The organism is Rathayibacter sp. SW19 (assembly GCF_030866825.1).
In the GTDB taxonomy this organism is placed as follows: Bacteria; Actinomycetota; Actinomycetes; order Actinomycetales; family Microbacteriaceae; genus Rathayibacter_A; species Rathayibacter_A soli.
In genome coordinates, this window is the sequence record NZ_CP133020.1 from 1570834 (window position 1) to 1596654 (window position 25821).

Here is a 25821-nt window from a genome sequence, read left to right on the forward strand (position 1 = left end):
TCATGCGTGGCATCATCCTCGCCGGCGGGTCAGGTACGCGGCTGTGGCCGATCACCAAGGGCATTTCAAAGCAGCTCATGCCGATCTACGACAAACCGATGATCTACTACCCGTTGTCGACGCTGATGATGGCCGACATCAAAGAGATCTTGATCATCACCACCCCTGAATATAACGAGCAGTTTCGCGCATTGCTTGGTGATGGCTCCGATCTCGGCATTCACCTGGACTACGCGATTCAGCCGTCTCCCGATGGCCTGGCGCAGGCGTTCATCATCGGCGAGGAGTTCATCGGCGACGAATCGGTGGCATTGGTGCTGGGCGACAACATCTTCCACGGGGCTGGCCTGGGATCGTCATTACGCGCGCATGGTGATATCGACGGTGCGCTGATCTTCGCTTACCACGTCAGCAATCCGACGTCGTACGGCGTTGTCGAGTTCGACGCCGACTTCAGGGCGGTCTCGATTGAAGAGAAGCCGGATACGCCCAAGAGCAACTACGCCGTGCCTGGCCTTTATTTTTATGACAACTCGGTCATCGAGATTGCTAAGGCGATCGAGCCGAGTGCCCGAGGCGAGTTGGAGATATCAACAGTCAATGAGAGGTATCTCACCGCGGGCAAGCTGCAGGTGCAGGTTCTCGATCGGGGAACAGCATGGCTCGACACCGGGACCTTCGAATCGATGATGCAGGCGTCTGACTACGTACGGGTGATCGAAGACCGGCAAGGCTTTAAGGTGGGTTGCATCGAAGAGATCGCGTGGCGCGCTGGGTGGATCGACGATGCGCAGATGGCGCGGCTGGCCGAACCGCTGTTGAAGAGCGGATACGGTGCATACGTCAAAGGGCTATTGAATGGTTAGCGGTCGGGTCGGTTGTTTGTGCCCCATGAATGCACAGGCACCGATTGGTAAGCTTTCACGCTGACTGTCGGCCGAATCGCGCAGTAGCGAGATCTGAGAAAGAGGGGTTGCGGCGCGCGTGTTGAACAGAAGCATTCGAGTCATCCGGGAACAAGGCGCCAAGGCGTTCTTTGCCAAATCGTCGCGGGTGGTGCTCCGGCCTTTTCGCATTCTCCGCGACGAAGGCCCGCGGTCGCTGACTGCCCGGCTGTTGGGCAAGGCCTACCAGCGGGTGAGCGTGAACAGTCCGATGATGCTTGTTGCGATGGATGACGCGGCCGGGGTGGACTGGACCCAGCCGGCAGCGCAACTGGCCGATCCGATCACGGTCGCTGATGGCCCGGTAAAGATCGCGTGGATCATGTCACCGCCCGGAAAAGAATCGGGTGGCCATCAGAATCTCTTCCGTTTCATCAAGTTTGCAGAACAAGCTGGTCACCGCTGCACCATCTACCTGTACACGTCGAGTGGTGGCGCGGTCAGCGTTCCTGAGGTCAACGCGATGTTGTCGTCGACCGACGCTTATCCGCACCTTGATGCAGACATCCGTATGTACGACACGCGTAAAGGTGTCGACGCCGACACCCAAGCGCTATTTGCAACCGGGTGGGAGACTGCTTATCCCGCATACCTTGACGGCTCGCGTGCCCGTCGGTTCTACTTCGTTCAAGACTTCGAGCCGAGCTTTTACCCGTTGGGCAGCGAATCTATTCTTGCCGAGAATACCTACCGCTTCGGGTTCCACGGCATTACTGCGGGGGGTTGGCTTTCCCACAAGCTCAACGCGGAATATGGGATGAAGACCGACCACTTCGACTTCGCGGTCGACAAGAGTCGCTATAGCGTCACAAACACGCAGCGGCGCGACGAAATCTTTTTCTATGCCCGACCAGTGACGCCTCGGAGGGCGTTCGAACTCGGAGTACTTGCGCTCACCGAGTTCGCTCGGCTCAGACCGGATATCACAATCAACATGGCCGGCTGGGATGTGTCGAACTGGAACATCCCATTCGACTACAAGAACCTCGCAAGCTTGGAGATCTCGGAACTCAATGAGGTGTACAACAGGTGCGCGGCAGGGTTGGTGATGTCTCTGTCGAACATGTCACTGCTTCCCTTGGAATTGATTTCGAGCGGTGTCGCACCAGTGGTCAATGACGGAGCGAACAACCGGATGGTGTCCGACAATCCGTACATTGAGTATGTGCCACTTTCTCCGATCGCCGTTGCGAAGCGCCTCGTCGAGGTTATTGAAAGGCCCGACGCGCCGCAACGAGCGGTCGCAATGTCTCAGTCTGTCGCAACTGTCGACTGGGCGGATTCCGGCGTTCAGTTCGTCACAGCGTTTGAGCAGGCGATGCGTGGCTAAGGCGCTCGTCATCGGAGCCAATGGCTTCATCGGATCGCATCTTGTCGATGAGTTGGCACGCGCTGGCCACGAGGTTACCGCGTTCGACCGGTTCAGTTCCCGTACCCCGACGTTTCAGGCGTCCGACGTCCGGCTCTGCGTTGGAGAGTTCTTGAGCAGAGCTGATTTGGACACAGTCGTGCAGGGGCAGGATTTGGTTTTCCATTTTCTGTCGACGACGTCGCCCGCGACGGCTGAGGCGGATCCGACGCTGGACATCCGCACCAACCTGGCTCAGACCGTCGAATTACTCGAATCATGTGCCAATGCTGGAATTGCGCACTTCTACTTCGCTTCGACCGGCGGCGCCATCTACGGCCAGCAGGGTAGGAGTGAGTATGCGGAGACGGATCAAACGATGCCGATCTCGCCGTATGCCATCGGAAAGCTCGCGATTGAGCGCTACTTGCGATATTTCGATGCAACGCACGGACTCGCATCGACGACATTCCGTATCTCTAATCCATACGGCACCCGTCAGCATCCGCGTAAGAAGCAGGGTCTGATTCCGATCGCGCTGCGCCAGGTTCTCCTGGGTAAGCCGGTCATCCAGTATGGCGACGGATCGATGGTGCGTGATTACGTGTATGTTGCAGACCTTGTACGGATGATCGTTGCGACGGTCGACCGGGAAACGGCATTTGACGTTTACAATCTCGGCAGCGGAATAGGATATTCGGTGTCCGAGGTGTTCGAGTCTCTACGCCGTGTCAGCGGAATCGACTTCTCGATTGAACATCAACCGACACCGCCTACCTTTGTGGATCGAGTGGTTCTCGATACGAGACGCTTTCGTTCAGAATTCGGTGGCGAAACCCTCACCTCACTCGACGATGGCGTGCGATTGACACTGGCAGAAATAGAGGAAGAACTCGGTGTCTGAAAACCCAACCGTCACGGTCGCGATTCTCACTTACAACGGCGAGAGGTATCTCGGCAAGATCCTGAACCGACTTGCGAAGCAAGAGTTTGCGGAGTCGTTCGAAATTCTCGTGATCGACTCCGGCTCTACTGATTCCACCCTCGAAATCATTTCAAGTCATCCCGAGGTGCGGCTGATCCAGATCCCCAACAAGGAGTTTGGACACGGCCGCACGCGCAATTTAGCGGCGCAAGAGGCAAGGGGCGAGTTTGTGGCGTTTTTGACGCACGATGCTGTCCCGACCACGAAACACTGGCTGACCGAACTGATTGACCCATTCCACCGATTCCCGCAGGTCGTCGCAGTGCTGGGCAAGCAGGTCGCGAGGTCGAAGGCGTTCCCACTTCAGAAGTATGAAATCCATGGAATGTTTCGAAATCTCGGTCCGGACTTTGGCACAACGCTCTTCTATGATTTGCCATTTCTCAAGGACGTGGCGGCGCTGGACGCAATGTCGTACTACTCCGATGTGAACTCTGCAGCCCGCCGGAGCTTCTTGACCGATGTTATTTCTTATCGTGACGTGCGATACGCCGAGGATCAGATGTTCGGTCGGGACCTCATCGAGGCGGGATACACGAAGGCGTATGCCCCACGTGCGATGGTGACGCATTCAAATGACCTCACTTTGAAGGAGTATGGTCACCGAATCTTTGACGAGACAGTTGGGCTGCGACAGATCGGCCACGCCTTTCCACCGATGGGTCGGCTGGAAGCCGTCAAACATACCGTGCGAGGCACACTCGGTGATTCTCTCAGAATTTCGCGAGACAAGGCATACTCGTGGCGCAGGAAGCTCTATTGGCTCGTCGTGAATCCGGCGTATCAGCAGCGCAAATGGAGCAGCTACCGACGCTCGACATTAGTTGATCTAGAGGATCACGGCGCGATTCGGGCCGGGTCGCTTGAACACCGGCGTAAGAACCGGCACGACGCTGACTTATCCGCAAGGTAGTCGACTAATCCAGCCGGATCGGGTTGGTTGGGATCGGAAATCACTCAACAGAAACCCGCGGAGCGAGGCGCAGCAAGCCGTTGCCATAATCATCGCCGACGATGTCGAAGGAGCCGGCGGGCGTCTTCAGATCGAAGTTCTGGCCCGCGAGGTTCCCGAGTCCTACGTTGACGAGGTATTGCCCGGGCGCCAACGGGAGGTCAGGGATCTCGAACGTCAGGTTGTGGCGGCCTATGGTATTCGGTAGGTCAATCTGTTTGAACGTCGTCATGTTGTACAGCTGAAGGCCAAGAGTGTTCTCAATTGAAAAGCCGACGCCCCAGTGAGGTGTTGGATCGTTGATGTCGACACCCAGGCGCGCGATGAGCGTCGTCGTTTCACCATCGATGATCGTCTGAGTTTCGAACGATGCGACCTCGTATGCAAGTCGGGCGCGGGACCCATCTGCGGCCTTTTGAACGCTCTCCCGAACTGCCTGATACCCGCTTCGGAGGATGCGGATGCCCTCGCCCGGATCGCCGTCATGCTGAACACGGCCACCATCGAGGACAACCACGCGATCGCACAGGCTGCCGACTTGTTCCGCCGAATGGCTGACCAGAATGATCGTTCGGCCTTCGGTCTGGAATTGGGAGATCTTCTCCATGCACTTGCGCTGGAACGGCTCATCACCGACAGCGAGCACCTCGTCTACGAGAAGCAAATCGGGGTCGACATGTACTGCCACGGCAAAGGCGAGTCGTACATACATACCTGAGCTGTAGAACTTGACCTGAGTATCGATGAATGATTCAATGCCCGAGAAATCCACGATTTCATCGAAGTAGCGGTCGGTTTCCTTGTGCGTGAGGCCGAGGATCGCAGCGTTCAAATAGACATTGTCGCGACCCGTGAGATCCGGGTGAAATCCCGCACCGAGCTCAAGCAGCGCCGCCAGTCTGCCACGCCGAGTGACGGAGCCGATTGACGGTTGGATGATTCCCCCGATCACCTTGAGCAGGGTGCTCTTGCCTGAACCGTTATGACCGATCAGCCCGACCGTGCTGCCGAGGTTGACCTGCAGATCAATGTCGCGGAGTGCCCAAAAGTCGTCACGATGCCGCCGGGACGCACCGAAATTGACGATGCGCTCTTTGAACGATTTGTCCTTATGCAGCAGAAAGCGCTTGGACACATTGTTGACGCTCACGAGTTGGGGAGTTGTCATCGATTAGAGTTCCTGTGCGAAGTTGCCCTGCAAGCGCGCGAACGCTCGCTGCGCGAGCCAGAGCAGGACGAGGCTGATTACGAGGGTGATGATGAGCCGGATCCCAAGATCGCTCGGCCAGGATTGAGCCAAGTCACCGGTTGCGCGCGTTCCGGCGGCCCACACGGCCTTCTGCATTGCGATGACGGCAACCGTGACGGGATTCGCGAGATACAACTGCTCGATCCAACCACCGTGAAGCAGCCTGTTCACGTAGGTGAAGGAATACACGATCGGCGAAGCCCAGAAGAGGATGATAATGAAGATTTCGACGAGGTGTTCGGTGTCACGCAAATAGACATTGACGGCCGAGAGAACGAGCCCGAGTGCTGTCGAGAAGACGACGAGCGTGACCACAGCAAGAGGTGCCAGCAAGAGCTGCCAACCGAAGACGAACGGAAAACTGGAGAGCACAACGATTGCAATTACGAGCACCACCAGCTGGACCAAGAAGTTGAACAGCGCTCCGCCGATGGCGCTTAGCGGGAAGATCTCACGCGGAAGATATACCTTCTTGACCAGGCCCGAGTTGGACATGATGGAGGTGGTGCTCCCCGACACGATCTCGGAGAACAGTCCCCACATTGTCAGACCGACAAAAACAAAGATTGCGAAATCCGGCGTGCCCCGAGCTGCTCCAAGAATCTGCCCGATGGCGAAGTAGTAAATCAGCAATTGGGCCAGCGGGCGAAAGAGGCTCCAGACGACGCCCAGACTGCTGTCCTTATAGCGAGCCTTCAGCTCACGGCGGACTAGTAGGCCGAGAAGCTCTCGGTGCGCCCAGATGTCCGCCAGCGAGCCGCCGGTTCCCCTGAACAGTCCGGAACGCTGCCCGATGAGTTGCAACGGCTGACGCTCGATCAGTTCGGCTCGTGCGTTCGCGTCGGTCAATTCGACGTGCGGGACGGAGTCGGTTTTGCTCATACTGGGTTCCTTGTGATCGACAGCCCGCCGGGTCGCTCGCTCATTCTGAGCACGTTCAAACGGGGCACCTCTTCGGGAAGGTTGTCGGGCAGTTGAAAGCTGGAAGGCGGACTGTGCCGTCGCGCATGTAGCGGAAGCACACGTAATCGTATCCCGAGGACCTCGGAACACCCACAATCCGTTGCCTGATCTGGAACTCGCATCCGCGTCAAGCTACTCACTGCAGCTTTCATATCAACTGCATCGACGCTAGCCTGATAAATGCCGTGAGTCTAGCCGACCGTTGTCGGCCTACCGCGATCTGGGGGCATCGTTGGAGATAACCAAACAATCGTCGATCATTGCAATCGTGATGGTCGGCACGTTCTTGCTGGTTTCCGGCTGTACACCTATAGAAGGTGCACCGCGGCCGGCCGGGTTGACAGCTTCACCTTCCGCAACCAAACCCTCGGCGAGCGCCGCGCAGGACTCACAAGTTGGAAGCACTATCGAGCCCGTCCTCGTAGTCGCGGGCGTGGATGTCGATGGCCAGCATGTCACCGCATCCGGCTATGTGTCAGGGGTCGTGGAGGATGGCGGCACCTGTGTTTTCACGTTCAAGGGCGCGACGACAAGCGAAAGCGTGATCGTCGACAGCACAGGCAAGGCGGATCGGATGTCTACGTCGTGTGGCTCGGTGCAGGTGCCGATCGCGCGGTTCGGTCGCGGTAGCTGGTCCGCGGTGCTTGGCTTCACTTCTGGCAATCGAGTCGTTGAGTCGACTCCGTTGGCAGTGGAGATCCCGTGAATCGCCGCACGAAGTACACCGTTCCTCTACTCGCCGTCATTGGGCTCCTTGGCGGGCTTCTCGGCGCAATCTCGTCGGCTCCGCAGGTAGCGCACGCGGCTGTTGGCAGCAAATTTGATGCGGGAGACATCATCAGCGACGCGCTGTTCTTCGACGGTGCGGCGATGTCGGCGACGGACGTACAGTCATTCCTCAACAGCAAAGTATCCACGTGCCGTAGCGGCTACACGTGCCTTAAGGACTATCGTCAATCGACGACGACGAAGGCAGCCGAATCCGGTCGCTGTGCCGCCTATATCGGTGCCGCGAACGAGTCGGCCGCGGCCATCATCGCTAAAGTCGGTTCCGCATGCGGGATCAGCCAGAAGGCGCTCATCGTCCTGCTGGAGAAGGAGCAGAGTCTGGTCACGGACGATTGGCCCGGCGCGGGTCAGTACCGCAGCGCCACCGGATATGCATGCCCTGACACGTCGGGATGCGACGCCGCGTACTATGGGTTCTTCAATCAGGTGTATAGCGCCGCGCTTCAATTCAAACGGTACGCGGCGAGCCCGACCGCTTGGAACCATATCGCAGGTCGGGTGAACAACATCCGTTACAACCCGAACGCTGCTTGCGGCACGGGAGCCGTCTTCATCCAGAATCAAGCCACCGCGGGCCTGTACAACTACACGCCGTACCAACCGAACGCGGCAGCGCTGGCCAACCTCTACGGCACCGGTGATGGCTGCAGTTCCTATGGCAACCGGAACTTCTGGCGCTTGTACACCGACTGGTTCGGTGCAACGACGGCTGGTACCAGCTTGGTGAGGACAGCTTCAAACGCAACCGTGTACTTGACTTCCGGGACCAACAAATACCCGGTGCCCAGTCTCCAATTGCTGAACGCTCTAGCGCCACTTGGCCCGTTGGGGTACGTGTCGCAGCAGTATCTCGACTCATATGCCACCCAGCAAAACGTCGGCAGGATCCTGCGTTCACCAGACGGCACCATTTACTTCTATGACTCGGGAATCAAGCTTCCTTTCTCGTCCTGTGGCCTCGTCGTCGACTATGGCGGCAAGTGCGACACGTCGGGATTCGTGCAGCTGACCGCGGAACAACTCAGCCAGTTCGCGACGGGGCCCGCCATGGGCCCAGTGCTTGGAACCACAGCAGGATCGCGATACTTCATCACTGCTGGTACCAAGCGGGAGATCCTTGATAGTCAGTCGCAAGCGGCCGCGGGAATTCCGGCTGGCTACAACGTTCTCACAGAGGATGCCGTCTCCTCGTTGCCGCTCGGTGCACCAATTATCCGTGACGCTGTCTTTACGACGCAGCGAGGGAGCGCGAACTCCTTCTATCTCGGCAATGGACTTAAATATGTGGTAGACCCTGTGGTTGCCAGTGGGGTCGGACTCCCGCAACGCTCAGTTGGCAGTCTGAACGCGGATAGCTTGGCAAAGATCACGTCAGGGGCGGCGCCGTTCGCCGCGATCGTTCAGGTGCCCGGGTCAACGAGCAAGCAGATCCTGGCGGACGGTGGTCGATACGAATGGGCAGGTGCAACCGGGACCGCACTCACGGCGGTTTCTGTGCCGCAGAGTTTTGTTGATTCGTATGCAGTGAAAGGAACACTCGCGGTCGGATCAATGATAAAGACTGCATCATCGGGAACCGTCTATATCGTCATGGACGGCAAGATACTTCCCGTCGGCGCATGGGAATCTCTCGTAGCGCTGGCCGGTGGCAAGACTCCGGTCATCGTGACGGTTCCGGACCAACTTATAGCGGCGCTGCCGAAAGGTCCCGTCGCATTGACGAGCAACACGTTGGTGCGGTCGCCTGACGACGCAACCGTGTATCTGATTGACGGCGTCACCAGCAAGATCGCGTTGTCCAACTTCGCGTTTGCGACCGAGGCCGGAATCACCGGATTCAGTTACACAACGCAGGCGCGCCTGGACGCGTATCCCCGGCAGAAGGCCTTGCTTGGTTTCGGCCTGACCTGCGGAGCCACGAAGTACGTCAGCGCAGGCGGAAGCGTGCACTCGGTGAGTTCAAGTCTGCTCGCACAGTTTCCCTTCACCTACGTCACCTTGGATGCCTACACCTGTCAACTGCTCAAGATCGGTGCAACGGCTACCCCCTTCATCCGCACGCCCGACGGCACTATCTACTTCTTGGGTGGGGGCCAGAAGCACGCGATCACGTCGATGGCGAGGTTCAACGAATTGAGCCAGGGTCAGGCGTGGCTGGCAGTGGATACACTGTTCGCCAGCGGGATTCCATCGGGGCCTCAGACGTAGGTACGTACTTGCAGCCCGGCATCGTGCTTTGTGCGGCCGGTAGGCTTCTGTGGTGATTGCAAACCGAAGGGGCGCGAAGCGCGGCACACGATTCCGGTTGATGATGCTTGCGCCGATCTGCATGTTGATCGCGCTGATGTGCTGGGCAATCGCGTCGCCGGTCGGGAGTAGCCCTGATGACGACTTCCACCTCGCTAGCGCTTGGTGTGGGCTCGGCGATCGACCGGGATTATGTGAGGCAGCCCCGGGGCACCCGAACGAACGGATGGTGCCGTACCACGTCGCCTGCAACCCCGTGTACCCCAGCAAAAGCAAGCTGTGCGTTGAAGGGACAACATCAGCGAGCGGGATGATCACGACTGACCGGGGTAACTTCGTTGGGTCTTACCCGCCCGTTTACTACGCATTCATGGGCATCTTTGCCAGCACCAACCTTGAGGTGTCGGCAATTGTGATGCGCGTGGTCAACGCTTTGCTGTTCGTCTGCCTGACGAGCGCCCTCTATCTCCTGCTGGGCGGCAGTCGCCGACGAACGCTCATTTGGATGTGGATGATCAGCCTCGTGCCGCTCGGAACGTTTCTGATCGCGTCGAACAACCCGAGTTCGTGGGCTGTTATCGCCGGAGGGTCGCTGTGGCTGACAACGCTCGGCTATCTTGAGGCGGAGGGAACGCGGCGCTGGCCCTTCGGGATCCTTGCCGCAGTATTCACCTTGATGGGAGCCGGCGCTCGCGCCGACGCGGCGATTTATGGTGTTGTCGCAATCGGCATAGCGTTCGTATTGACCGCTGAAAGAACTCGGCGCTTCTGGGTCAAAGCGGTCCTTCCGATTGCGCTGGTGTTCGCATCGATTGCCTTCTACCTCACATCGCGCCAATCATCAGTGTCGGAGTCCGGACTTTCCGCACACCACGACGCCGTGGTGACGAACGTGCTTGCCCTCATCTGGAACAACTTCATACAAATTCCAAACTTGTGGGCGGGTGCGCTCGGCACCTGGAATCTGGGGTGGCTTGACGTTGCGATGCCTGCAGCCGTCTGGACGCTCGCGATTCTTGCGTTCGGCGCGATGACATTCGTGGGGCTCACCTCGCACTCGGCTCGGAAGCTGATCGCTTTGGTGCTCGCACTGGGGATGCTTGTGGCGGTTCCAAGTTGGGTCCTCCTGCAAAGTCGCGCGCTTGTGGGCGAGGAGGTACAGCCGCGCTATGTGCTGCCACTTCTGATTCTGTTCGCCGGGATCGCATTGTTGCAGGCAGGCCCGCGAGCCATCGTGTTCACTCGACTCCAGATAGCGGCTATCGCGTTGGCCGTCTGCGTCGCAGGGGTTGTCGCTTTGCATGCAACGATTCAGCACTATGTTTCGGGCGCTAGCGCGTACGACTGGAATCTCAATCACAGCGTTCATTGGTGGTGGAGCGTCGCGGCCTCGCCGATGGTGGTCTGGCTGATCGGTGGTGTGGCATTCGCCGCGGCAGTCGTGATCAGCCTCAGGGAAGTCACTATTGGTTCGCGGCGCACAAGTCAGGACGACGCCGTAGTCGGGGCTGTGCCGATCACGCGGTAGATTGCATCGGGCCACGCGCGTGCCGAACTCACACGTCGGCCGTCGATGATGACAGTGAGGCCCGGTAAGTCGGTCGGGCCAATCCCGCGATAGTCGGCGTGGTCAGTCTGGACGATGGCGGCGTCCACGGCCTCACCGAAGTGATAGGGCTCGAACCCCAATTTCCTCAACTCGTCATCGGTGTACATCGGATCGTGCACGCGCACATTCGCGCCGTGTGACCGCAACGCAGCCACAGTGGGGAACACCCCTGAAAACGCCGTCTCCTTCACTCCGCCGCGGTAGGCGGCACCGAGCACCACGACGTTCGCATCGTTCAACGGTCCGTATGCACCTTCGAGCATTGCGACCGCGTGTGCGGGCATGCCGGCGTTTGCTTCGCGTGCTGAACGCACGATGGTCGCATCCGGATCATTCCACAGGTAGAGGCGCGGATAGACGGGAATGCAGTGCCCCCCGACGGCGATTCCGGGGCGGTGGATGTGGCTGTAAGGCTGCGAGTTGGACGCCTCGATGACCTGATAAATGTCAATCCCGGCAGTCTCTGCAAAGAGGGCAAACTGATTGGCGAGGCCGATGTTCACATCCCGATAGGTCGTTTCTGCAAGCTTGGCAAGCTCCGCGGCTTCGGCGGATCCCAAGTCCCAGACCCCGTTGGGTCGTTTCAGGTCCGGTCGTTCGTCAAAATCGAGCACGCTCTCGTAAAAACTGATAGCGCGCTCTGCCCCACGCGAGGAGAGTCCACCGATCAGCTTGGGGTATTTGCGCAGATCGGCAAAGACTCGCCCGGTCAGAACGCGCTCGGGTGAGAAGACGAGATCAAAGTCAACTCCCTCTTTCAAACCGGATGCTTGCTGCAGCATTGGCTTCCAGCGCGTTCTGGTCGTGCCCACTGGCAGCGTTGTCTCGTATGAAATTAGCGTTCCCGATGTCAGGTGTGCGCCCAGCGATGCGGTTGCGGTGTCCATCCAACCGAAGTCGGGGTGCGCATCCGCGTCGACGAAGAGTGGAACCACGAGAACGACTGCATCCGCGTCAGGTACGGCATCCGCATAGTCCGTCGTTGCGCGCAGCCGTCCGCTCGGCACCAGTTGCCTGAGTCGATCTTGGAGTCCGTGCTCACCAGGGAACGGTTCGATCGCGCTGTTGATCAGTTCGACCGTGCGGGTGTTGATGTCGACGCCGACTACTTTGTGGCCCTTCGAGGCGAACTGAACAGCCAACGGCAGTCCGATCTTGCCCAGTGCGATGACGGCAATATTCATGCTACGTTGTCTCTTTCAGTTGTCTTATTAGGGCGCTCAATTCCCGGTTAATTCTAGGATGCATTGCAAGACGGCCGTGTTCGGCGTCGGTGCCGATCGGCACGGGTTCTAGCGGCTGATGCCCATAAAGTCCGCCAACACCCGCGCAGACATCGAGCCGTCGTGCAGCGTTCGCACGAAGTGCTCTCCGGCTGCCGCGACGTTGCGATAGGCGTCTGGGGCAGTCATAATTTCTCGCACGACACTCTCGATGTTCGTCGGGTTCGCTTCCACGATCGGCAATTCGAGTCCCGTCGCCCCACGCACCTCGTCACGCACCTGCGCTGTGACGTGGCCGACGACGATGCGGTTCGCTGCCATCGCCTCACATGCAGCCACGCCGTAGCACCCGATACGGAACTGGTCGAGCACAATGTCGGCGTCGGCATACTGCTCAGGCATCTTCGCAGCGGGCACGCCGGTGATTAGGCGATACTCGATCAACCCCGCTGCGTCAAGGCCTTCCATCGCAGCGGCGATCAGCTGCGTGCCCTTGACCGGCCCTGCACTGGGAATGTGAACGACGCGGGGGAGCGCCCGCTTGAGTGGTTCGTGCCTGCCGATGGCCCACCGATTAGCGTTCACAACCACGGGGCACCATTGGGCGTCGGGAGCGTCGATCAGCAGGTCCGGCGTGGACACGAGAACAGGCCCGCCGAGTCGCCGGATCAGCTTCTCATTGGCCGCAGCGGTTGCTTCTAGCGCGCGGCTGCGCTCGTCGTCGCCGAATGGCGACCAGGGATTGTTCAGTCGGTGCCGACTCGGCAGCCTGATGTCCGTGCCGTGGCACATGAACGCGACACCCAATCCTCGAGAACGCAGCTCGCTGACCTCTCGGAACAGGTCCCCGCCCCAGTGATTGCCGAGCAGCGACGTGAATGATTCGATTAGAACGTGCGTGTACTGCTCGATGCTCGCGAGCTGCGCCGTTTGCCATGCGCCGGAGGCCTGATACGTTGCCACTGGAACCCGGTAGTCGGCCGCAAACCCGAAGTCGCCGGGCATCACGAACGCCGCGTTGCGCGCAGCGACGTCCGGATATAGCCGCTCAGCTGCTCTGGCCCATTCGAAGGCCTGGCCGGCGTAATTGGCCGGTCCGATGTAGAGCCGCGTGTGTTTGCTGGGAATCTCAATCGCCGCGGGAACGTCGGCGCCGGAAGCGCGCAGCGCCAGCCTGCTCAACCAGGTGTCGCGCGCGGCGATGGAATCGAACGCACGTCGCACGGGTCGCGGCCAGTCGGCACGACCGCGCACGACCCGGCGCACGAGGGCGTTAGTGCGCCTGCTGAGCCAGCCACCCATGCAGTCTGTTCCTTTTCTTCTCTATTTCTTCTGTATCGATATTCTTGCAACGATGACTCGTATTAGGCCGGAGTCGTGCGGTCCACACAAACGTGGCCGGAGAGGCCTTCTGCAACCTGGCGCGCGCGGGCCACCCACGTGTGCTTGTGCCGCTCTTCCTGGACGTGCAGGGCCACACGTTGGACGACATCGGCATCGTCGCGCAGCTGTGCCAGCAACGCTGCGAAGTCTTCGGCACGATAGGGCAGCGCCCAGCCGAGTTCGTTCTCCGAGATAAACTTTGCCGAGAGCGTGCCTTCCGACGCGATCACAGGGCGACCATGCCCGATGTACTCGTACAGCTTCATCGGCGCTGCGAATTCGCGATAGGCAATCGGTTCAAGAAACAGCGAGCACAGCGATGACCGCTGGTAGTACTGTTCCAATTCGGCGCCGCGGGCGTGCACGATCTCGACGTTGCGATTGATGACGTCGTTGTACTCGTGTGCTCGCGCCTGCCACTGCTCCGCTGCAGTGCACACGATCAGCCGGCTGCCCGGGGTCATGCCGACGCCACGCATCGCCTCATGCAAGCGGTAGTAGTCCCCGAGTCCGCCGACGTAGAATACCGTGAGTTCGGCATCGGGGCTACCGTCTGGATCGACCACGATGCAACCGGGTGGCAGCGCCTCATGTTGAGACCGATTCACGAGCGGAACTTCTGCTGCCATTCTCAGCGAAGGCAAGTAAACACGGGTGGCCCACCGCCGGTATACCAAGAGGTCGTATCGGTACAGCGTCCGAGTTCCGATCGCGATCAGTCGGTTAACCGAGCGGAGGTACTCCGGGAACTTCCAATACACATCACGGTAGAACACCCCAAGCGGAATCCTCTGCCGCTTCAAATATCGAAAGAGTCCTGCGTCGAGAAACGGGTGCAGCGGTAGATGGTGCGGGTCGGTCATCGTCGTCGGCATCGTTGAACTCTCCGCATAGGCGAACGCAATCGCCCCCCCACTGCGCACGAATTCTTTGACTCGGCGGATCCCGCGCTTGCGCTCCTTCGAGTATCCGGTCACCTCGAGCACGTTGTAGCCGAGTTCGCGAAATGCCTCGAGCATCCGTACCGGTCGGATGCCGCTCGCCGATGTTGCTGCCGCGTTGAGCGGGTACGGCGCGTGGTAGACCATTGTCGTCATCGGTGCTGCTTTCGCGCTCGCAGGGACGTTGCGGGGAAGCCATTGCGAATGGCGCGTTCGTAGGCCTCGAGGTAAAGGGCGTTGAATGCACCCCGTCCGCAGTGGTCGATGCAGATGGCGCGAATACGGTCACCGTCGTAGCGTGCGAATGATTCTCGCATGGCCGCCAGCGCATCACCGAGCCGTTCGCGATCATTGACATCGAACAGGAGTCCGACCTCATCCGTCACCGCATTCAGGCCAGCCCAGGTACGTGAGGAGATCACAGGGAGCCCCGATGCCATCGCCTCCCAGATCACAGTGCCGAAGGCTTCCTTCTCGCTCGGAAGCACGAACGCGTGAGCAGCGGCGAATTCGGCTGCGATCGCCTCGCGCGGAACGGCACCAATGAAGTCGACCTGTGTTGAAACTCCGCGCCGTTGTGCTTGCACTTCGAGGCTTGCTCGCTCGGCTGAGTTGCCGGCAATTCGGAGCGCCGCGCGCTCATCTCCGGCGAATCGATCGGCAAACGCGTCGATGAGCAGATCGACCCGCTTTCCAGGATCCAAGTGCGAGACGTGCGCAAAGACGAAGGGGGGCTGGTGCGGTGCCTTCCGCACGGCGGATGCCTCAAGTTGCGGACTCAGGAGACCCGGGAAGTACTCCCAAGGCTTGTCCGCCGAACCGTACGCGACGGTCAACTGTTTTGCGAACTCAGCGGCTACGGCGATCCGCCGATCGGCCGCGCGCGCCGCAGTGACGCCGCGCCGACGAAACCAGCCACGCGTAACGCGTTGCATCGACGACGGACGATGTTCGGTGATGATGAACGGGATACCGAACTCGGCGGCCAACCGGTGTGTCAGGATGCCACCGGGAAAGAGGGCGTGGGCGTGGAGCACATCCGGCGTTCCATTGCGCGCGACGTATGCGGCGAATGCATGCGTGAGGCGGCGGTAATGCACGGCGTAGTTCAGACTATGGGCCTTGGGCACAGGCAACACGGCGTCGGCGCGGGCCGTGAGGATTCCTTCGTCATCCTCGAAATCGATCTCACGACGGCGCGCGCGCACTGCCTGCGTCGAGTAGATCGGGATTCCGCGGACCGCCAGCACCCCAATCAGGGCTCCGCTGGATGCCACTGCTTGCGCCTGCTCGCGGAAGAAACTTCCGTTGAAGTCTTGCGGTGTTTGAGGGTACCAAGACGGCACGAGAAGAATGTGCACTACGCAGCCTCCGATTTGAGCACGGCTGTTCCATCGTCACGATCGTGCCGTTTGGCCACCCAGAAAGCCATGACAATGAACACACACAGCATTGCCGCCATGGCCCAGCCGACGGCGGTGATCGCCAGCAGCATGTCTGAGCGCAAAAGGGTGAGGATGGTCAGTGGGACAACCATGTAGACGACCGAGAATGCGAAAAGGTATTGCTGCGCTTCTGCAACCACGAACAGTGTCGAAATCGGCGAGGTGATCACGTTCATGAACAGCCACGGCACGAGCGCTTGTGCGTAGTATCCGGCATCGCCCCACTGCGGCCCGAGCACTATCGGGAACAGCCAGGGCGCCAAGAAGTAGATGAGACCGAACGGAACGACTCCTAACAGACCGGTGCGCACCACACTCCGACGGGCGGAGGCCAGCATGGAGCCCTTTTGGGTCACTGCAAACCGTTGGAAGAACACCTGAGAAAGTGCGCCGCTGATCAATGCTGCCGGCACCTCCAGAAGGCGCCAGGCCATCGAGAACTGGCCCAATGCTGCGACGGAATAGACGCCGATCAAGATGTTGATGCCGTTCAGACGAACTGCATCGATCAACGCGGTCGGACCATTCAGCAGAGGCATTTTCCGGTACCGCTTCATGATGCTCCGTCGAGAGTGCGTTGACTCCGCGCGAAGCTCCTTTACACCGCGCGTTTTCCATCTGAGCGTGGCTACAGCCGCGCCCTGGCCGATAATCGAGCCAACGATCAGGCCGCCGACACCCGCAAAGCTCGCGAATCCCAGCGCAAGTTGAGCGAGCGCGGTAGTGCCGCTTTGCTGGATGCGGTTGATGCTGATCTCGCGATAGCGCTTTTTGCGGTTGAGCCAATAGATGAGCCCGGAGAGTTCACCCAGCGTGAATACGCTGACCCCAGCGACCCACAGCCAGCCCTGAATTCCAGGCGAGTTGAACAGATTGGCGAGCAGGGGTGCCGCGATCCCGCACGCGAGAGTCGCCAAAACACTGACCACAATGACGACCCGTGTGACCACGCCCTTCAGAACGGCCGCGTCAGAGTCGGACTTCGGCAGCATGATTGCCAGGTCATAGCGAAGCGTGGCGATCACGGTGATGATCGCCACGATGGATGAGTAGACGGCGAACTGCCCATACGCAGTCGGCGAGAAGATGCGGGTCAGCACGGTCGTCAGCGCCAGCACGATGACTTGTGCTACGACGGTCCCGGCCATGAGAATCGCGGCATGGCGCAACAACTCGCTACGGTCAAGGAACGCCTTCGCCCAAGAAAGCATCTCACTCCCGCCGCCCGGAGCACCGAGATTGTGGTCCCCTCATATCGATCTGGCAGTATCTTACACGGGCAGCATTCGAGCCCGGCCGCTCAAGTTGGCACCGCGGTTCAGGCGTTCTTACATCGATCAAGGGAACTCGTGCAGGAAGCAACCGTTCGGGTCAGGCGCGGATTCTGGGTGGAGCACAGCTCCGTGAGGCCGGGTCGGCGAATCTACGTGCGAGGCTATCCGCAGTCAAACGGGCGTGATGTCAACTTCGCCGCGACTGCTGGTCCAATTTCCGCCGAGGACGTCGCGGGCTGGGCCGGCAGCTTCGCTGTGATCGTGATCGATGCGACAGAGATCACATTGATAACAGATCAGATCCGCAGTGTTCCGGTTTTCTACCGGCGCACCGAGCGTGGCTGGTGGGTGGGAGACGACCCGGAAGCTGTGCTCGACGGTTGCAGGGTCATCGACGTCGAAGCGGCGCGCTGGTTCCCTCACGCCGGTTTCGTCACAGGCAGTCGCACGCTGTTCGCGGGCTTGAGCCAGGTGCGCGCGGGCGAGCTCGTGGTGCTGAACGGCGAGCCCCCTTACGAAGCGACCCAACGGCTCTACCGCCGATTCTCCTATTCGCAGACGCAGCCCAACCGGCCCGATGAAGTCAAGTCGCGATTCGACACGGCGTTCACCGCGGGTTTCGATCGCATGCTGGGCAGGGTGAACGGGCGTCAGCTCGTAGTTCCTTTGAGCGGTGGGCTCGACTCCCGATTGCTCAGTGCGCGCTTGCATTCGATCGGCTACGACAACGTCGTGAACTTCACGTACGGACGTCCGGGGTCGAGCGAGATCGCCGTGAGCAAGCGCGTGGCGGAATTACTCGAACAGCCCTGGCACTTCGTGCCGTACGAGCCAACAGAAATCGCGCACGCGTGGGCGACTGAGGAGGCTGGCCGGTTCATCGAATACGGCCACTCGGCCAGCGCGGTTCCGCACGTTCAGGACTGGTATGCGCTGTCGGTTCTGAAGCAGCGCGGGGTGCTCGATGCCGACGCCGTTATCTTGCCGGGGCACACCGTGGTCGGTAACATCAACGCGCCCGGGCTGTTGGATGAGCCCGGCCTGGTGAGCCGCGAGCAAATGAAGGAGGTTCTCGCGGACTACCACTTCTCGCTGCTTGGGCGTAGCCGCGAGGTGCTTGCCCATCCCGAAATCGACGCGCTCCTCGAGCGCTTTCTGGCGGACATCGAGTACGACGGCACGCCCCGATCACGTGCCACGGCGATGGAATACTTCAACGTTGCCGAGCGCCAGGCGAAGTACATCAACAACTCGGTGCGTGTCTACGAATTCTTCGGCTTCGACTGGGCACTGCCCATGCTCGACACGGAGATGTACCTGATGTGGCAGTCGCTTGACATCGACATCACTCGAGATCGCAGCTGGTATCAGAACTATGTCGACCAGGTCTTCGCCGCGCAGACCGGAACGGAAATCGGTTACTTCGCGCCGACGTCTGTGCGAGAGTCGACACGGGGTGCCGTCAAGTCGGTGCTACGGGCGGTGGGCCTGGAGGAGGCCGCCCAGCGGGTGCTCACGACGCGCGCCGTACTGCATCATCACATGACGTTCAATCGCTTGATCGGGCCGATGAGCCAGGCTCAGCTCGGCTGGCGGACTTTGCGCGGCCAGTCACTGGTCGGCATCTACGGTCAGCTCTTTCTCCGAGACGCCTGGAATCCGTATACGCGCGTGTTCCATTGAGGCACTGGTCGCTTGGACCCATGCGGTCAGGCGCTAGGCTCGAATCCATGCGTGTTCTCAGCGTGGTCGGTGCCCGCCCGCAGTTTGTCAAACTGGCTCCGATTGCGCGCGCTATGGCCGGCCGCGCCGAGCACATCGTGGTGCACACCGGCCAGCATTATGACGAACTGATGTCAGATGTGTTTTTCAGGGATCTCGGCATTCCGGCCCCGGACGTCAACCTCGCGATCGGGTCGGGTAGGCACGGCGAGCAGACCGGCGCCATGCTGCGCGCCATCGAACCGGTTTTCGAGCGCTACCAGCCGGACTGGATCTTGGTCTACGGCGACACGAATTCCACGTTGGCTGCGGCCGTTGCGGCCGTGAAGTTGCATCTGCCAGTGGCTCATCTCGAGGCTGGGCTGCGGTCATTCAATCGACGGATGCCCGAAGAACATAATCGCGTACTCACGGACCACGCGGCAGACCTTCTGCTTGCTCCGACCGAGGTGGCGATGTCTCACCTGCGCGACGAGGGACTGGCCGCGCGCAGCGTTCTCGTTGGAGACGTCATGACCGACGTATTGTTCCGGGTGCGTGACTTCGTCTCTGCCGCGCCTCGGCTGCTGCCTGAAGGTGTGCGGCCGGGCGACTACTATGTCGCGACCATTCATCGCCCGGACAATACTGACGATCCTGAGCGGCTGCGTGAGATCGTGAAGCAGCTTGCGGCCGTGGACCGGCCGGTCGCGTTACTTGTTCATCCACGACTGGCCCACGCAGCGGCCGACCAGGGAATCGATTTGGCGCAGGGCGCCATTCGGCCAACCGCACCGTTGGCCTACCCGGAGCTCGTGCATGCGGTGATGCATAGCGTCGGTGTCGTGACGGACTCCGGCGGGTTGCAGAAGGAAGCGTTTCTGCTGCGCGTGCCGTGCACCACAGTTCGTCCGGAGACCGAGTGGGTGGAGACGGTGGAACTCGGCTGGAATGTGTTGGTGGGAAGCGAGCTGCAGCGCATCACGGCGTCGGTTTCGCGTCCGTGGCCGGCTGACACCGATGCAGCACCGTACGGGGACGGCCACGCTGCCCGTCGCGTTGTCACGGCGCTCGACGAGCACTGTTGATCATCGTGCTGGTCTAATCACCGGGGGCGTCTGATCACCGCCAGCGTCGCCGCTGCTGCCCTTGCAGCGGATGCCGTGACGGACGCGTTGAGCCGCACCCATTCCACACTGCTCGCGCGCATTCCCGCAATAGGCTTCGCTTGTGGGCTGGCGATCGCGGCGCGCATCGCAGTCGCAACGGAACCGACCTCATGGTCACAGCGCCAGCCCAGTCCGTTTGCCTCGACCAGTTCCGCACCTGCGCCGATGCCCGCAAAAATAACGGGCGTGCCGCACGCCGCGGCGGCGTAGATCTTGGTCGGTTTCGCGAAGTCGTAGCCGAGACCGGGCTTGATGCTGGCGAGTGCGGCTGTGGCACCACGCAGCCACTCGGCCGCCGTGGCGGGCGGAACGACCCCGCCGAAGGTCACGCAGTCGAGATGGAGTTCGGTAGCGAGCGACTTCAAGGCTGGTTCTTCGGCGCCGTGTCCGAAGAACCGCAGGCGGGCGTCAGGAAAGTCGGCGAGCAGTTCAGGCATGGCTCTGACGAACACGGACGGATCTTGCCACTCGGACATGATGCCGCTGTAGACGAACGTGATCGGGCCGTCGGTGACGGCAGGCCCGTCAGGTCGGAATACCTCGGTGTCGATTCCGTTGCCGACGATCGCGATTCGCTCTTCTGGAACTCCGAACTCCCGCACCTTGTCGGCGACTTCGTCGGAGACCGCCAGCACGTTGGTGGCTTTGCGTAGCACAGTTCCCTCAAGACGGCGCATGATCCCGATGAGCACGCGAGCGGCGCCTAATGCGATCAGCCCGTCGGTCCAAATGTCCGCCGCGTAGTAGACGTACGGTCGGCGTGACAGCCACGACGTGACCGCGACGACGAAGCCGGTCGTCGGCGGCGGCTCCGAAACGACGATGTCCGCTCTGCGGAAGAGCAGTCTGAAGAACAGCGGGAGATCGAAGCTCATGTACTGCACGTAGCCGCGCACGTTTCCGCCAGCATCTCGCATTACCGGCATCCGCGAGACATCGACGCCGGCGTCGTCCCAAGCTGGGGCGCCATGCTTCGGTGGCCGCGTTGTCACGACGGTGACGGCTGCGTCGGCTTCTGCGAGCCCACGCGCGAGGGCCCGGAGGCGGAACGCTGCAGCAGCCACTTCTGGGGCAAATAGTCGGGTCGCGATCAGCACCCGAGTAGGACGCGTGGCCACGCTTACAGTTTCACGGCGGCCGATTGCGCAGCTGACTGCAACACGGCCTCCGCTACCCGCACGGTCTCGAGCCCCTCGCGCATCGTAACGATGTCGTTGCGGATGCCGAGAATTGCGTCGCGGAATGCCTCATGCTCCAGGCGTAGCGGCTCCCGCTTGGTGAGGGCGAAACGTGTCATCGAACCTTCGGAGACCCCGCGAAAGGCCGCAACGGAGTCCCACTCTGTCGTCGTCGTTCCGTTTTCGAAGTACGAAAGATCGCCGCTCAGCGTGTCCGCGACGAAGGCGCCGCGCGTTCCCGTCACGACCGTGACGCGCTCCTTCATGGGCGACAGCCAATTGACCAGATGATTCGTGATTGTGCCGTTGCCCAGTTTGCCGGTGAATGAGACCATGTCCTCGTATTGCCTGCCGCTGCGAATGGTCGTGTGAGCCGATACGGTTATGAAGTGGCTCTGCGCCAGCCACGCCGTGAGGTCGATGTCGTGGGTGGCGAGATCTTTGACCACTCCCACGTCGGCGATGCGCGCCGGGAACGGGCCCTGACGACGCGTCGCGATCTGATAAACGTCACCCAGATCGCCCGCCTCGATGCGTTTCCGCAGGCTCTGGAGCGCCGGATTGAAGCGTTCGATGTGCCCGACCGCGCCGACCAGGCCACGCGCCTCGAACGCCTCGACGATACGGGTGCCTGCCTCGACATCCACCGCGATCGGTTTTTCGACAAGTGCGTGCACGCCGGCTGCCGCGAGCGCTAGTGCGACCGGTTCATGCAGCATAGTGGGAACGGCCACGGCGGCGGCTTCGACGCCGACCTCAATCAACTCCGCAACCGAACCACAGACTGTCAGATCGCCCGCGACCCTGTGCGGGTCGCCGAGTTGGTCGGCAACGGCCACCAGGTCGACGCCATCGATTTCGCGAATCACGCGGGCGTGGTGTCGACCCATCATGCCCAAACCGATCAGTCCCATCCGGATGTCCGCCATCATGCGCCTGCCCGCACGAGCGCGTTGACTGCCGCCACGATGCGGTCTAGGTCTCCCTGTACGAGCGAAGGGTGCACGGGCAACGACAGCGCCTGCTGCGCTGCTCGTTCGGTTTCAGGCAGATGTTCTTCGCGGTGGAAGGACGGCAACCGATGATTCGGAATCGGATAGTAGACGCCGGTGCCGATCTGATACTCGTTGCGGAGTGCAGCAGCCAAGCCATCGCGATCCTCGGCCACTCGAATCGTGTACTGGTGATACACATGTGAGGCACCAGGCGCGACAGGGGGAGTGGTAACCCCACGGAGGTTCTCGCTGAAAAACGCCGCGTTCTGCTGGCGTTGCGCCGTCCAGCGGCGCACCTTGGTAAGTTGCACCCGGCCGATAGCAGCGTGTACGTTCGTCATTCTTGCGTTGAAGCCGATGAGTTCGTTCTCGTACTGCTTTTCCATGCCCTGATTGCGCAGCAGCCGCACCCGACGGGCGATCTCGTCGTCAGCCGTCGTGACCATGCCCCCTTCACCCGAGGTCATGTTCTTCGTCGGGTACAGGCTGAACATTGCGAACGCACCGAAGCTGCCGGCGGGCGCATCGCCGAGTGTTGCTCCGTGTGCTTGTGCGGCGTCCTCGAACAATCGAAGCCCGTGCCGAGCGGCGACTGCAGCCAGCGCCGGAATATCCGCGGGATGCCCATAAAGATGCACTGGCAGGATCGCGACGGTTTTGTCAGTGATGACGGATTCAGCGGCGGCGGCATCTAAGCAGAAATAATCGGGCTCGATGTCGGCGAACACCGGTGTCGCACCGGTCAGCGCCACCGAGTTTGCGGTCGCAGCGAACGTGAACGACGGCACGATCACCTCATCGCCGCGCCCAATGCCCGCAGCGAGTAAGCCGAGGTGGAGGCCAGCCGTGCCGGAATTGACGGCAATGGCGTGTCGTCCGTCGACCAGTTCACTTGAGAATTCCCTCTCGAACGAGGCTACTTCTGTTCCTTGTGCGAGCATTCCCGACGCAAGCACCGCATCGACGGCCGCGCGCTCGTCGTCGCCGATGATCGGCTTCGCTGCGGGAATGAAGCTACGGTTTATGCTCATACGGGTCCTTCAAAGACATGTCCGATTTTCGCCAGATCACGGTTACCACGACGTCCCCCGCCGTCGCGAGGCAACGGATTGGGAGTCGGTCGACGGATTTTAGCGAATCGGCGCATAACGATTACGAAGCTATCATGCGGCCTTGGTGATCTGCGCGGTAAGTGGGGCCGCACACACTCGCGCGGTGAAGACGAATTAGAATGGACGGCGTGCAATCTGGCGCGCCAGTCGGCATCGCCTCAGGATCGAACGTTGCTTGGATCGTGAACCGGAGGAGAGATCACCATCGAGACGCCGGTTGAGCGACGTACGTGGCTCGTCATCCCGCTCTACAACGAAGCCACTGTCGTTCGGTCCGTCGTGGCAACGGCCCGGGAAACTTTCCCGTTAATCGTGTGCGTCGATGATGGTAGCACCGACGCATCCGTCGCGGAAGCACATGCGGGTGGAGCTCGCGTCGTGCAGCACCCGATCAACCTCGGTCAGGGCGCGGCCCTTAGGACTGGCCTCGATTATGCGCTGCAAGACAGCGGCGCGGACTATTTCGTCACGTTCGACGCTGACGGCCAGCACCAGGTTAGTGACGCTCTGAAGATGGTGCGCCGCCTAGACGCGGAACCGCTCGACATCGTCGTCGGTTCACGCTTCCTGGATAGGAAGACCAACCTGGCCGTTATCAAGCGCGTGGTTCTCAAAGCGGCCATCCTTTTCGAGCGGCTGAGCACGCGTGTGCGTCTCACGGACGCACACAATGGACTGCGGGCCATGAATCGCCGCGCCGCGACTTCGATACAAATACATCAGAACCGCATGGCGCACGCGTCGGAGATCGTGTTCGAGATCCGCAGGCAGGGACTGCGTTATTCAGAGCAGCCCGTGCACGTCATCTACACGGACTACTCGCGCTCGAAAGGGCAGTCTGTGTGGAATCTAGTCAACATCCTCAATGATCTCTTCATGAAGTAGGTGATGTCATGGACACCGGCCAGCTGGCAATCAAAATAGTGCTCATCGCGGCTTTTACTGCATTCGCCGTGTTTCTGATGCTGCCAGGGCGAGGGGCACGTCATCTGGCGATCCGACGTCTGGCGATGCTCGCCATACTCGCGTTGACGGTGCTTGCAGTCGTGTTCCCGGTGACGATCAACTATATGGCTCACCTTCTAGGGGTAGGGCGTGGCACTGACCTGCTGCTTTATGGCCTGATCGTGATCTTCATCGGCAACTCGATTCTGGCGCAGCGTCGCCATCGGCAGACGGAGCGACAACTCACTGAGCTCGCTCGAGTCATTGCTATCGATCGAGCGCCATCACCCGAAGACCCGAGTGAGTTGCGCGTCAGGGACACGGGCAATAGCCTGCGCCCCTAACGGGCAGAGCCGTCGCATAGAATCGGCTCTCATGCGGATTCTTGTTACGGGCGGTGCCGGTTACATTGGTGCTCACATTGTGCGTCTCCTCAAGCAGCGCGGGGACCATGTTGTGGTTGTCGACGATTTGAGCACTGGAGAGATAGATAGGCTCGAAGGTAGCGCCGTCGAACGGATCGAATTGCAGACTGACGAGGCGACCGCCCGATTAGAGTCCATCTTGCGCGAGCAACGGATCGAATCGGTGATACACCTCGCGGCGCGTAAACAGGTTGCCGAGTCGGTTGAACGCCCTGCCTGGTACTTCCGTCAGAACATCGGCGGGCTCGCCAACCTCCTCATGGCGATGGAATCAGCGCACACAGGCATCCTTGTCTTTTCTTCCTCGGCTGCCGTCTACGGGGCTACGGAGGGCACAGCGATCTCCGAGTCTGAGCCGACATCGCCGATCAATCCGTACGGCGAGACAAAGCTCGTTGGCGAGAGTCTCGTCTCTGCGGCCTCGCGGTCATTTGGGCTGACAGCGAGCAGTCTGAGGTACTTCAATGTCGCGGGTGCGGGATGGCCAGATCTGGGAGATCATGTCGGGCTTAATCTGCTTCCGATGGTTTTCGACCGGATCGATGCCGGAGAGGCGCCAGCCATCTTCGGTGACGATTATCCGACGCCCGACGGCACGTGCGTCAGGGACTATGTGCACGTCCTCGACCTCGCCGAAGCGCACATCGCGACTCTCGATCGGCTCGCAACGGGCATGAGCGGACACTCTGTCTTCAACGTTGGAACGGGACGAGGGACAAGCGTCCGGCAGATGGTCGATGCGATTTCGCATGTTTCAGGCTCATCACTCGATCCGCGCATCGTCGGCCGGCGCCCAGGCGACCCGGCAGTGGTTGTGGCCTCGCCGCGTCGCCTCACCGAAATCACTGGCTGGGCAGCGCGGCGCAGCCTGGTCGACATCGTCCGGTCTGCGTGGGATGCACGCGCTACGACGGTTCGATCCGACTAGCCCGAGCCAGCGTCAT

The 25821-nt window shown here is 60.6% G+C and carries 22 protein-coding genes; 12 read left to right on the forward strand and 10 right to left on the reverse strand.

The features are described from left to right. Nucleotides 1–2 precede the first annotated feature (2 nt). The 4 genes from rfbA (at nt 3) to QU604_RS07160 (ending at nt 4190) form a co-directional block, all read left to right on the forward strand. The gene (gene rfbA / locus QU604_RS07145) at nt 3–866 is read left to right on the forward strand and encodes a glucose-1-phosphate thymidylyltransferase RfbA (protein WP_308468115.1); all 864 of its coding nucleotides are present in this window, start codon (nt 3–5) and stop codon (nt 864–866) included. Between the two features lie 118 nt (nt 867–984). Next, entirely contained in the window at nt 985–2274 is a 1290-nt protein-coding gene (locus QU604_RS07150; protein ID WP_308468116.1) for a rhamnosyltransferase WsaF family glycosyltransferase, read from the forward strand. Then, entirely contained in the window at nt 2267–3196 is a 930-nt protein-coding gene (locus QU604_RS07155) for an NAD-dependent epimerase/dehydratase family protein (protein ID WP_308468117.1), read from the forward strand. The genes QU604_RS07150 and QU604_RS07155 overlap by 8 nt, the downstream gene beginning before the upstream one ends. Continuing rightward, a complete protein-coding gene (locus tag QU604_RS07160; protein ID WP_308468118.1) occupies nt 3189–4190 on the forward strand; it encodes a glycosyltransferase family 2 protein in 1002 nt (333 codons plus the stop codon). Before QU604_RS07155 ends, QU604_RS07160 begins: the two co-directional genes overlap by 8 nt. A gap of 40 nt (nt 4191–4230) precedes the next feature. Here QU604_RS07160 and QU604_RS07165 read toward each other — a convergent pair whose 3' ends face one another. Beyond that, a complete protein-coding gene (locus tag QU604_RS07165; RefSeq protein ID WP_308468119.1) occupies nt 4231–5397 on the reverse strand; it encodes an ABC transporter ATP-binding protein in 1167 nt (388 codons plus the stop codon). Nucleotides 5398–5400: 3 nt separating this feature from the next. After that, nucleotides 5401–6360, reverse strand: a complete 960-nt coding sequence (locus tag QU604_RS07170) for an ABC transporter permease (RefSeq protein WP_308468120.1) — start codon at nt 6358–6360, stop codon at nt 5401–5403. 514 nt (nt 6361–6874) lie between these two features. Between QU604_RS07170 and QU604_RS07175 the strand changes: the two genes are divergently transcribed. The 3 genes from QU604_RS07175 (at nt 6875) to QU604_RS07185 (ending at nt 11005) form a co-directional block, all read left to right on the forward strand. Continuing rightward, nucleotides 6875–7147, forward strand: a complete 273-nt coding sequence (locus QU604_RS07175; protein ID WP_308468121.1) for a hypothetical protein — start codon at nt 6875–6877, stop codon at nt 7145–7147. After that, complete coding sequence (locus tag QU604_RS07180) at nt 7144–9438, forward strand: hypothetical protein (RefSeq protein WP_308468122.1); 2295 nt, start codon at nt 7144–7146, stop codon at nt 9436–9438. Before QU604_RS07175 ends, QU604_RS07180 begins: the two co-directional genes overlap by 4 nt. Before the next feature lie 136 nt (nt 9439–9574). Then, the gene (locus QU604_RS07185; protein ID WP_308468862.1) at nt 9575–11005 is read left to right on the forward strand and encodes a DUF2142 domain-containing protein; all 1431 of its coding nucleotides are present in this window, start codon (nt 9575–9577) and stop codon (nt 11003–11005) included. Here QU604_RS07185 and QU604_RS07190 read toward each other — a convergent pair. The 5 genes from QU604_RS07190 to QU604_RS07210 form a co-directional block, all read right to left on the reverse strand. Further along, nucleotides 10963–12270: a nucleotide sugar dehydrogenase gene (locus QU604_RS07190; protein WP_308468123.1), complete on the reverse strand. Its 1308-nt coding sequence runs from the start codon at nt 12268–12270 to the stop codon at nt 10963–10965. The genes QU604_RS07185 and QU604_RS07190 overlap by 43 nt on opposite strands. A gap of 108 nt (nt 12271–12378) precedes the next feature. Then, nucleotides 12379–13611, reverse strand: coding sequence for a glycosyltransferase (locus QU604_RS07195; RefSeq protein ID WP_308468124.1), 1233 nt, complete (start codon nt 13609–13611; stop codon nt 12379–12381). Nucleotides 13612–13673: 62 nt separating this feature from the next. Beyond that, a complete protein-coding gene (locus QU604_RS07200) occupies nt 13674–14789 on the reverse strand; it encodes a glycosyltransferase (protein ID WP_308468125.1) in 1116 nt (371 codons plus the stop codon). Continuing rightward, nucleotides 14786–15994 carry a glycosyltransferase gene (locus QU604_RS07205; RefSeq protein WP_308468126.1) on the reverse strand — a complete coding sequence of 403 codons (1209 nt, stop codon included), beginning with the start codon at nt 15992–15994 and terminating at the stop codon, nt 14786–14788. Before QU604_RS07205 ends, QU604_RS07200 begins: the two co-directional genes overlap by 4 nt. Next, on the reverse strand, nt 15994–17289 hold the full coding sequence (locus QU604_RS07210; protein WP_308468127.1) for an oligosaccharide flippase family protein: 1296 nt from the start codon (nt 17287–17289) through the stop codon (nt 15994–15996). The genes QU604_RS07205 and QU604_RS07210 overlap by 1 nt, the downstream gene beginning before the upstream one ends. Before the next feature lie 177 nt (nt 17290–17466). On the opposite strand from QU604_RS07210, the gene QU604_RS07215 reads away from it, so the two are divergent. Continuing rightward, nucleotides 17467–19035, forward strand: a complete 1569-nt coding sequence (locus QU604_RS07215) for an asparagine synthetase B family protein (RefSeq protein WP_308468128.1) — start codon at nt 17467–17469, stop codon at nt 19033–19035. 47 nt (nt 19036–19082) lie between these two features. After that, nucleotides 19083–20141 (forward strand): non-hydrolyzing UDP-N-acetylglucosamine 2-epimerase, encoded by a 1059-nt coding sequence (wecB, locus tag QU604_RS07220; RefSeq protein ID WP_308468129.1) that lies wholly within the window; start codon nt 19083–19085, stop codon nt 20139–20141. Between the two features lie 17 nt (nt 20142–20158). Here the strand turns inward: wecB and QU604_RS07225 are convergent, their stop codons facing one another. Genes QU604_RS07225 through QU604_RS07235 form a run of 3 tightly spaced genes read right to left on the reverse strand, consistent with a single transcriptional unit; the run spans nt 20159 to nt 23420 of the window. Then, complete coding sequence (locus QU604_RS07225) at nt 20159–21340, reverse strand: glycosyltransferase family 4 protein (RefSeq protein ID WP_308468130.1); 1182 nt, start codon at nt 21338–21340, stop codon at nt 20159–20161. Nucleotides 21341–21342: 2 nt separating this feature from the next. Continuing rightward, complete coding sequence (locus tag QU604_RS07230; protein WP_308468863.1) at nt 21343–22329, reverse strand: Gfo/Idh/MocA family oxidoreductase; 987 nt, start codon at nt 22327–22329, stop codon at nt 21343–21345. Next, nucleotides 22329–23420: a DegT/DnrJ/EryC1/StrS family aminotransferase gene (locus QU604_RS07235; protein WP_308468865.1), complete on the reverse strand. Its 1092-nt coding sequence runs from the start codon at nt 23418–23420 to the stop codon at nt 22329–22331. The genes QU604_RS07230 and QU604_RS07235 overlap by 1 nt, the downstream gene beginning before the upstream one ends. Nucleotides 23421–23747: 327 nt before the next feature. Here QU604_RS07235 and QU604_RS07240 point away from each other — a divergent pair, with 327 nt between their 5' ends. Genes QU604_RS07240 through galE form a run of 3 tightly spaced genes read left to right on the forward strand, consistent with a single transcriptional unit; the run spans nt 23748 to nt 25805 of the window. Beyond that, a complete protein-coding gene (locus tag QU604_RS07240) occupies nt 23748–24392 on the forward strand; it encodes a glycosyltransferase family 2 protein (protein ID WP_308468867.1) in 645 nt (214 codons plus the stop codon). An 8-nt stretch (nt 24393–24400) separates the two neighbouring features. Beyond that, a complete protein-coding gene (locus QU604_RS07245) occupies nt 24401–24796 on the forward strand; it encodes a DUF2304 domain-containing protein (RefSeq protein WP_308468131.1) in 396 nt (131 codons plus the stop codon). Nucleotides 24797–24827: 31 nt separating this feature from the next. After that, on the forward strand, nt 24828–25805 hold the full coding sequence (gene galE / locus QU604_RS07250) for a UDP-glucose 4-epimerase GalE (protein WP_308468132.1): 978 nt from the start codon (nt 24828–24830) through the stop codon (nt 25803–25805). The last annotated feature ends 16 nt before the right edge of the window (nt 25806–25821 follow it).

What these genes read in the sequence shown, in the direction of transcription:
- rfbA (WP_308468115.1), top strand. Translation starts at nt 3, where the DNA reads ATGCGTGGCATCATCCTCGCCGGCGGGTCAGGTACGCGGCTGTGGCCG.
- QU604_RS07165 (WP_308468119.1), bottom strand. Translation starts at nt 5,397, where the DNA reads ATGACAACTCCCCAACTCGTGAGCGTCAACAATGTGTCCAAGCGCTTT.
- QU604_RS07170 (WP_308468120.1), bottom strand. Translation starts at nt 6,360, where the DNA reads ATGAGCAAAACCGACTCCGTCCCGCACGTCGAATTGACCGACGCGAAC.
- QU604_RS07185 (WP_308468862.1), top strand. Translation starts at nt 9,575, where the DNA reads ATGTGCTGGGCAATCGCGTCGCCGGTCGGGAGTAGCCCTGATGACGAC.
- QU604_RS07190 (WP_308468123.1), bottom strand. Translation starts at nt 12,270, where the DNA reads ATGAATATTGCCGTCATCGCACTGGGCAAGATCGGACTGCCGTTGGCT.
- QU604_RS07195 (WP_308468124.1), bottom strand. Translation starts at nt 13,611, where the DNA reads ATGGGTGGCTGGCTCAGCAGGCGCACTAACGCCCTCGTGCGCCGGGTC.
- QU604_RS07200 (WP_308468125.1), bottom strand. Translation starts at nt 14,789, where the DNA reads ATGACGACAATGGTCTACCACGCGCCGTACCCGCTCAACGCGGCAGCA.
- QU604_RS07210 (WP_308468127.1), bottom strand. Translation starts at nt 17,289, where the DNA reads ATGCTTTCTTGGGCGAAGGCGTTCCTTGACCGTAGCGAGTTGTTGCGC.
- wecB (WP_308468129.1), top strand. Translation starts at nt 19,083, where the DNA reads ATGCGTGTTCTCAGCGTGGTCGGTGCCCGCCCGCAGTTTGTCAAACTG.
- QU604_RS07230 (WP_308468863.1), bottom strand. Translation starts at nt 22,329, where the DNA reads ATGGCGGACATCCGGATGGGACTGATCGGTTTGGGCATGATGGGTCGA.
- QU604_RS07245 (WP_308468131.1), top strand. Translation starts at nt 24,401, where the DNA reads ATGGACACCGGCCAGCTGGCAATCAAAATAGTGCTCATCGCGGCTTTT.
- galE (WP_308468132.1), top strand. Translation starts at nt 24,828, where the DNA reads ATGCGGATTCTTGTTACGGGCGGTGCCGGTTACATTGGTGCTCACATT.